A 6,238-nucleotide genomic window follows, 5' to 3' on the forward strand; every position below is an offset into this window, starting at 1 on the left:
GCTGGAGCTAGACACCGCACAAAATTATATACATTCTTACCACTCAAAAAAGGAGTAGGATATCCTACTCCTTTTTTGAGTTATTTTTAATTTTTTTCACAACAAAGTACGGACATCCAAAATTGCAAAATTCATACAAATATTCTGATAACGTACTTATTTTCGTATCAAAGGACGCTTTTTGATTTTGATCCTCAAAAAAACCTCGCAATCTTAATTGGCCATATCCCCAATCACCTACAACAAAGTCATATTTATTGAGAATATCACTGTAACGTGCTTTGAAAGCTTCTTCATTAAAGCCGTTTCTGAAGTCTTCAACCACTTCATACTGAAGATTATTAATTGTTACCATTCCTTTTCACCTCGAACTCCATTCCTTGCTTCATTATACCTTATGTAAGATTAATTCTAAAAGGAAAAAAAGAAGGAGACATATGTAGAGCCATCATCTATTAGCCCAACAAATGCTCCATTCTTATTATTAGTAACAATGTATCGATTGCTTAATTGTTTGCAACCTTTTGCTCATTCATTTCTTGTTTTTTCTTCGCTGCGGCATTTACTTGCTCGTCAGCATGATAAGATGAGCGTACAAGTGGACCAGATTCACAATGACTAAAGCCCTTTTGCATCGCAATCTCTTTTAACTGAGCAAATTCTTCTGGCGAATAATATTTAAGAACAGGTAAATGCTTCTTAGATGGTTGTAAATATTGACCAATCGTCATAATATCAACATCATTTGTTCTTAAATCGTCCATCGTTTCAACGATATCATCGAACGTTTCCCCTAATCCAATCATTAAGCTAGATTTTGTAGGAATATCTGGTTGAAGCTCTTTTGATCTTTTTAGGAATTCTAGAGATCGGTCATATTTCGCTCTAGCTCTTACACGATCAGAAAGTCTTCTCACTGTTTCTATATTATGATTTAAAATATCTGGTTTAGCATCCATCAACATTTTTAAGTTTTCGAATACTCCACCCATGTCTGATGGCAGTACTTCGATTGAAGTAAATGGACTTTTTCTACGAATAGCACGAACTGTTTCTGCAAAAACTGCTGCACCACCATCTTTTAAATCATCTCGTGCTACAGCTGTGATAACAACATGCTTTAAATTCATTTGTGCAACTGAATCCGCAACTCGTTCTGGTTCTGCCAAATCTAGCTCAGTTGGTAATCCTGTCTTAACAGCACAGAAACGGCAAGCTCGTGTACATACTGCCCCTAGAATCATAAAAGTTGCCGTTCTACGTACTGCCCAGCACTCATGTATGTTTGGACATTTAGCTTCTTCACATACTGTATGAAGTTGTTTCTCGCGCATCATTTTCTTTAACCCGGTGTAGTTCTCATTAGTATGAAGTTTAATCTTTAACCATTCAGGTTTGCGTAGATATTCATTTTTTTTGTTGCTCAAACTCATTCAGCTCCATTCTTGTGCATCAAATAGCTCACTTCTAGTCAATGTAACATAAAAAAAATAACCAATACAAGCATCTCGCATTTCCATTTCCAATTATTGATAATAGTATTTCTTGAATTACTTCACACACTACATTTATGGATAAAAAACAATGATTCTCGGTTGATTTACATATGACATTAAGATGTTCTTCTTACATTATACAATAAAGAAAGGAGCAAAACTTGAGTGCGTTCTTTTATAGCTTTAATTATGTTTTTGTCTGCATTCTTCATTCTTCATCCAAATGTTGAAGCAAAGACATCTAATAACTCAGATGTTGAACGAATGAAACTTTTTAAAACCATTGGAAGGCATTATCAAATCCCTTGGTATTATATCGCTGCCATTGATCAATATGAGCATAGCTTACGGAATGCAAGAAGAGACCTACCCGATTCTGATGGTCCAATTGGTATTATCATTCCGCCAGAGAAATGGAGTGGATTATTAAATCCCAATCCATATGACACTAACCCGACGAGTATTACATTCTTTGAAGGAATTGGAGCAGATGGCAATGGAGATGGTAAAGCAGATTCCAACTCTGATAATGATATATTAGTTTCCATTGCATCCTATCTTCTGAATTATGGTACAGATGATGATAATTTTCGTATTGCACTATGGAATTATTACAAACGAGATAAAGCGGTTGGAATTGTAATGGGTAATGCAAAAATATTTAGGAAATATGGTCGCATTAATTTAAATAAAAAAGCTTTCCCTTTACCTATTACTGCCGATTACAGCTACAGAAGTACTTGGGGCGTTGCAAGAGGATGGGGCGGTAGAAGAAGTCATGAAGGTACAGATATCTTCGCTAATTACGGTGTACCTGTTCGTGCCACAAGCTATGGAGTAGTTGAAATAAAAGGATGGAATCGCTATGGCGGATGGCGAATTGGTATTAGAGATTTAAATAATACGTATCATTATTTCGCTCATTTAAACGGATTTACGAAAGGAATTAAAATTGGCACTATTGTTGAACCAGGTATGGTAATCGGAAGCGTAGGTAGCACTGGCTATGGGCCTCCAGGTACAAGCGGTAAGTTTCCTCCTCATTTACATTTTGGGATGTATAAAGACAACGGATTTACGGAATGGAGCTTCGATCCGTATTATCATTTAAGTGTGTGGGAGCGCAACGAAAGAAATAAACGATGAACAAAAGCGGGCTGCCAATGCTGACAGCCCGCTTATTATTCAATATTTACGCTACAGTTGTTTCCTTATTTTTCTTAGCAAAGAAAAACAGAATTCCAATTATTATAACCATAACTACTAGTAGTGAAATAAACGTATTACCTGTTATTCCAAGTATTAAAAATCCTATAGCAGATACACCAGCAGCTGTTAGTGCATATGGTAGCTGCGTCATTACATGGTCCATATGATCACATCCTGCTCCTGTTGATGACAAAATGGTTGTATCTGAAATCGGTGAACAATGATCTCCAAATACTGCTCCTGCTAGCACGGCAGCTAGTGACGGTAGAAGCATACTAGAATCCATCGTTGCAACAATATCACCTGCTAATGGTAATAAGATACCGAAAGATCCCCATGATGTTCCTGTTGCTAACGCCATAACACCAGCTATCAAAAACAAAATAAATGGAATCAATTCAACGCTAATATTTGCTTTCTCAACGAAGCTTGCTAAATAACTTCCTGTTTCAAGCGAGCCTACTAAATCAACAATTACCCAAGCAAAGATTAGAATATAAACAGCTGGTAGCATTGATTTGATTCCTTCATATACCCCTGTTATTAGCAGCGAACTTTTCACTGCTTTTTTTGAATATACTTGACGAAGGAATAAAACTAACGTTACTCCGAATCCAAACAATCCTCCATAAAATAATGATGTAGGAACATCTGTATTTTCAAACATTTGTAGAATTGTTGCTTTCCCTTCAACAGCTTGACTACCTGTCCATAACATAGCTGAGACCGTTCCGATAACAAGAGCTACTATCGGTAGTAATAAATCCGCTACTGATCCTTTATTACTCATAGGTAAGTCACTCTTTAATTCACCAGGAGCAATTTTATCTGGGTTAGATACTACTCCTGTTTTCATTGCTCTTTCTTCATGAGCCCTCATTGGACCAAAATTAATATTTTTCCAAGAAGTTATAATAACCAATAATAATGCTGTCCATACATAGAAGTTCATCGGTATCATTTGAATAAATGCTGAGAATCCACTTATGTCTAAAGAATTTGCAGCTAGAATTGGTGCTAAGATTGCAATGATATATGCTCCCCAACTCGACACTGGAGAAACAACACAAATTGGCGCTGCCGTTGAATCAATAATATATGCTAACTTAGCTCGAGAAACGCGATTACGGTCTGTTAAAGGTCTTGATATTTGCCCAACCGCTAAGCTATTAAAATAGTCATCTATAAAAATGATGATACCTAGTATAGCCGCTGTAAGTTGTGCACCAGCCCTTGTTTTAACACTTTTTAATGCCCATTCACCAAAGGCTCTACTTCCACCAGAAATCGTTACAAATGCAGTAACACATCCTAAAAGAAGTAAGAATAGAAGAATGTAAATATTCCCTGTATTAAGTGCTCCATCTTTATAAAATAATTCAATAAACGCTTTAACTATAATAGATAACGTATCCATTATATTAAATTCTGCAAGTAGTAACGCCGCTGTTAAACTTCCAATTCCTAAAGACAGCAATACTCTTTTGGTTAATAAAACCATAACAATTGCTACTAAAGGTGGTAATAAAGAAAATACTGTGTTTTCCATGCTAATCTCTCCTTCTGTTAAATCCGGAGGTAAAGATCAGAGCTTTTTCATTTTTAAGACAAAATAAAAAAAGGATAGTGATAGAGAACAACCTATCATTACCCTTTGTAATGTATGTTATCGTCCATCGCTCTGTAGCTCCCCATTGTAAATAAGCTAAGCATTTACAATGACAGTGTTGGCTTTATTCAAGACAACCCCAGTAACAGTTATTTGACACTAACTGTTACTTCGGCAAAGTTCCCTTTCTTCTGCGCTCATCGTTGTCATCCTCACAACAGCTTACTGATGAACTTTGCGTCCTCTACCCCATGCGGTGATAGTTATTTATCAAATTGTATTTTAATACTATACCATTAATATAACATTCTGCAATAAAAATATCGAATTAGCAAAAAAATTTTTATTCTAAAATAATCATTAGTTAGATGTATCGCAACCAATAATCACAATGTCTAAATGTTGCTTTAAATCTAACTCATAAGATTCATCGATATCTTTTCCATTTTCCTTCAAAATTGTTATAACTGGACGTTCACTCATTCCATCATTCTGCTTGGAAACAACACCTTCTTTATTATTATTCAAAGTCACATTTAAACCTAATGGATATATTGCAACTGCTTTTCTAAACGTTTCTACAATCACTGGATCAAACAATGTGCCTGTTCCTGCATAAAGTATTTCAAGCCCCTCATGAGGCAACATAGCTTGTCTATACACACGATTAGAAGTAACAGCATCAAACACGTCGGCAACAGCAATAATCTTTCCAAATAAGTGAATATTTTTATCTGTCAACCCTCTAGGATAACCTGAACCATCCATACGTTCATGATGTTGAAATGCGCAATGAGCAACTAACAACGGAATTGTTCCAACTCTTTTCAAAATCTGGAAGCCATACTCTGCATGTTTTTTTATCTCATTATATTCACTTTGTGTTAACCTTCCAGGCTTCATTACTACATCATAAGGAACGTGCATTTTTCCTACATCATGCAAAATAGCTCCGATTCCAAGTGTTTCAAGGTCTTTTTGGCTAAGTTCTAACCTAATCCCTATAGCTAATGAATACAACGTTACATTGAAGGAATGAATAAAGATATATTCGTCATAAACATGCACATCAGAAAGAATCGAAAGTAATTCTGAATGATCTTTTATTTCATCCAGAATATTGCGAATTAACTCAATAAAATTTTTTGAGTTTTTTTCTAACACAATAGAACTTCCAACAATAGATTCTTTTTTATGAATATCTGTTAAAGCAGATTCAATTGCAGTAAGTGAATCTTTTCTTACCTTTTCAGATAAAGTATTAGATGGTTGAATATGATCCGTTCTGGCATCTTTAATATATACGTACGTAATTCCTAATTCCCTTAACCGTGTAATCATTCGTTCTGTAAGCACAACGCCTTCATTTAATAAAATCTGTTGTTGCGTATTATAAATAGTCTTACCAAGCACTGTTTCTGGCTTCAAAAACTCTGTGGATACTAAACGCATTTTAAGCTCCTATATCAATTTAAATTTGATAGGCTTTAATAAGATTGTTATCAAAACCAATTCCATAGTAAAAAAGATTATTCATTTCAATGAAGGAATTTCCCTGTTTCATATGTATTATATCGGTGACTTTATTTGAAGGATAAGTAAAAAAAGAAATAAATTCTAAATCCGCTTCAACCATCGCACATATTAGTAATTATACCAAATTCAACACTTAACTAAATTATTTTTTCAAGATTAAGGGGTTATCCAATAAGTCCTATTTACTACCTTTGTTTGATTGATGGGAAAGTAATTCTTTAGATTTTTAAGAAGATAAATGGGTATCATCTAGACCGAAAGCGCCAAATATAGGTATTCTAACATAACAGCCGAGTTTATATATTTCACGTAAACTACTTCGGAGGGCTAACAAAGCGTAAAAGGGCGTTCGAAAAGTGATTGAAAATCACTTTTCGGACAGCCCCTT

The 6,238-nt window shown here is 35.0% G+C and carries 5 protein-coding genes and 1 riboswitch; of the genes, 1 reads left to right on the forward strand and 4 read right to left on the reverse strand.

Annotation, left to right across the window (positions count from 1 at the left end; translation table 11 throughout):
• Positions 1-64: 64 nt before the first annotated feature.
• A complete protein-coding gene (locus V7014_RS23190; protein ID WP_335510788.1) occupies positions 65-355 on the reverse strand; it encodes a YutD family protein in 291 nt (96 codons plus the stop codon).
• Between the two features lie 151 nt (positions 356-506).
• Positions 507-1,427 carry a lipoyl synthase gene (lipA, locus tag V7014_RS23195; protein WP_335510790.1) on the reverse strand — a complete coding sequence of 307 codons (921 nt, stop codon included), beginning with the start codon at positions 1,425-1,427 and terminating at the stop codon, positions 507-509.
• 234 nt (positions 1,428-1,661) lie between these two features.
• Between lipA and V7014_RS23200 the strand changes: the two genes are divergently transcribed.
• Positions 1,662-2,642, forward strand: coding sequence for a M23 family metallopeptidase (locus V7014_RS23200; RefSeq protein ID WP_438824965.1), 981 nt, complete (start codon positions 1,662-1,664; stop codon positions 2,640-2,642).
• 46 nt (positions 2,643-2,688) lie between these two features.
• Here the strand turns inward: V7014_RS23200 and V7014_RS23205 are convergent, their stop codons facing one another.
• Together V7014_RS23205 and V7014_RS23210 are read right to left on the reverse strand one after the other, a co-directional pair.
• Positions 2,689-4,254: a Na+/H+ antiporter NhaC family protein gene (locus V7014_RS23205; protein WP_335510792.1), complete on the reverse strand. Its 1,566-nt coding sequence runs from the start codon at positions 4,252-4,254 to the stop codon at positions 2,689-2,691.
• 127 nt (positions 4,255-4,381) lie between these two features.
• A riboswitch (Lysine riboswitch) is annotated at positions 4,382-4,569 on the reverse strand.
• 105 nt (positions 4,570-4,674) lie between these two features.
• Positions 4,675-5,766 (reverse strand): HD-GYP domain-containing protein, encoded by a 1,092-nt coding sequence (locus tag V7014_RS23210; RefSeq protein ID WP_335510794.1) that lies wholly within the window; start codon positions 5,764-5,766, stop codon positions 4,675-4,677.
• Positions 5,767-6,238 lie beyond the last annotated feature (472 nt).

It is taken from the genome of Bacillus sp. JJ722, assembly GCF_036963345.1.
Classification (GTDB): domain Bacteria; phylum Bacillota; class Bacilli; order Bacillales; family DSM-1321; genus Bacillus_AD.

What these genes read in the sequence shown, in the direction of transcription:
- V7014_RS23210 (WP_335510794.1), bottom strand. Translation starts at nt 5,766, where the DNA reads ATGCGTTTAGTATCCACAGAGTTTTTGAAGCCAGAAACAGTGCTTGGT.
- V7014_RS23190 (WP_335510788.1), bottom strand. Translation starts at nt 355, where the DNA reads ATGGTAACAATTAATAATCTTCAGTATGAAGTGGTTGAAGACTTCAGA.
- V7014_RS23205 (WP_335510792.1), bottom strand. Translation starts at nt 4,254, where the DNA reads ATGGAAAACACAGTATTTTCTTTATTACCACCTTTAGTAGCAATTGTT.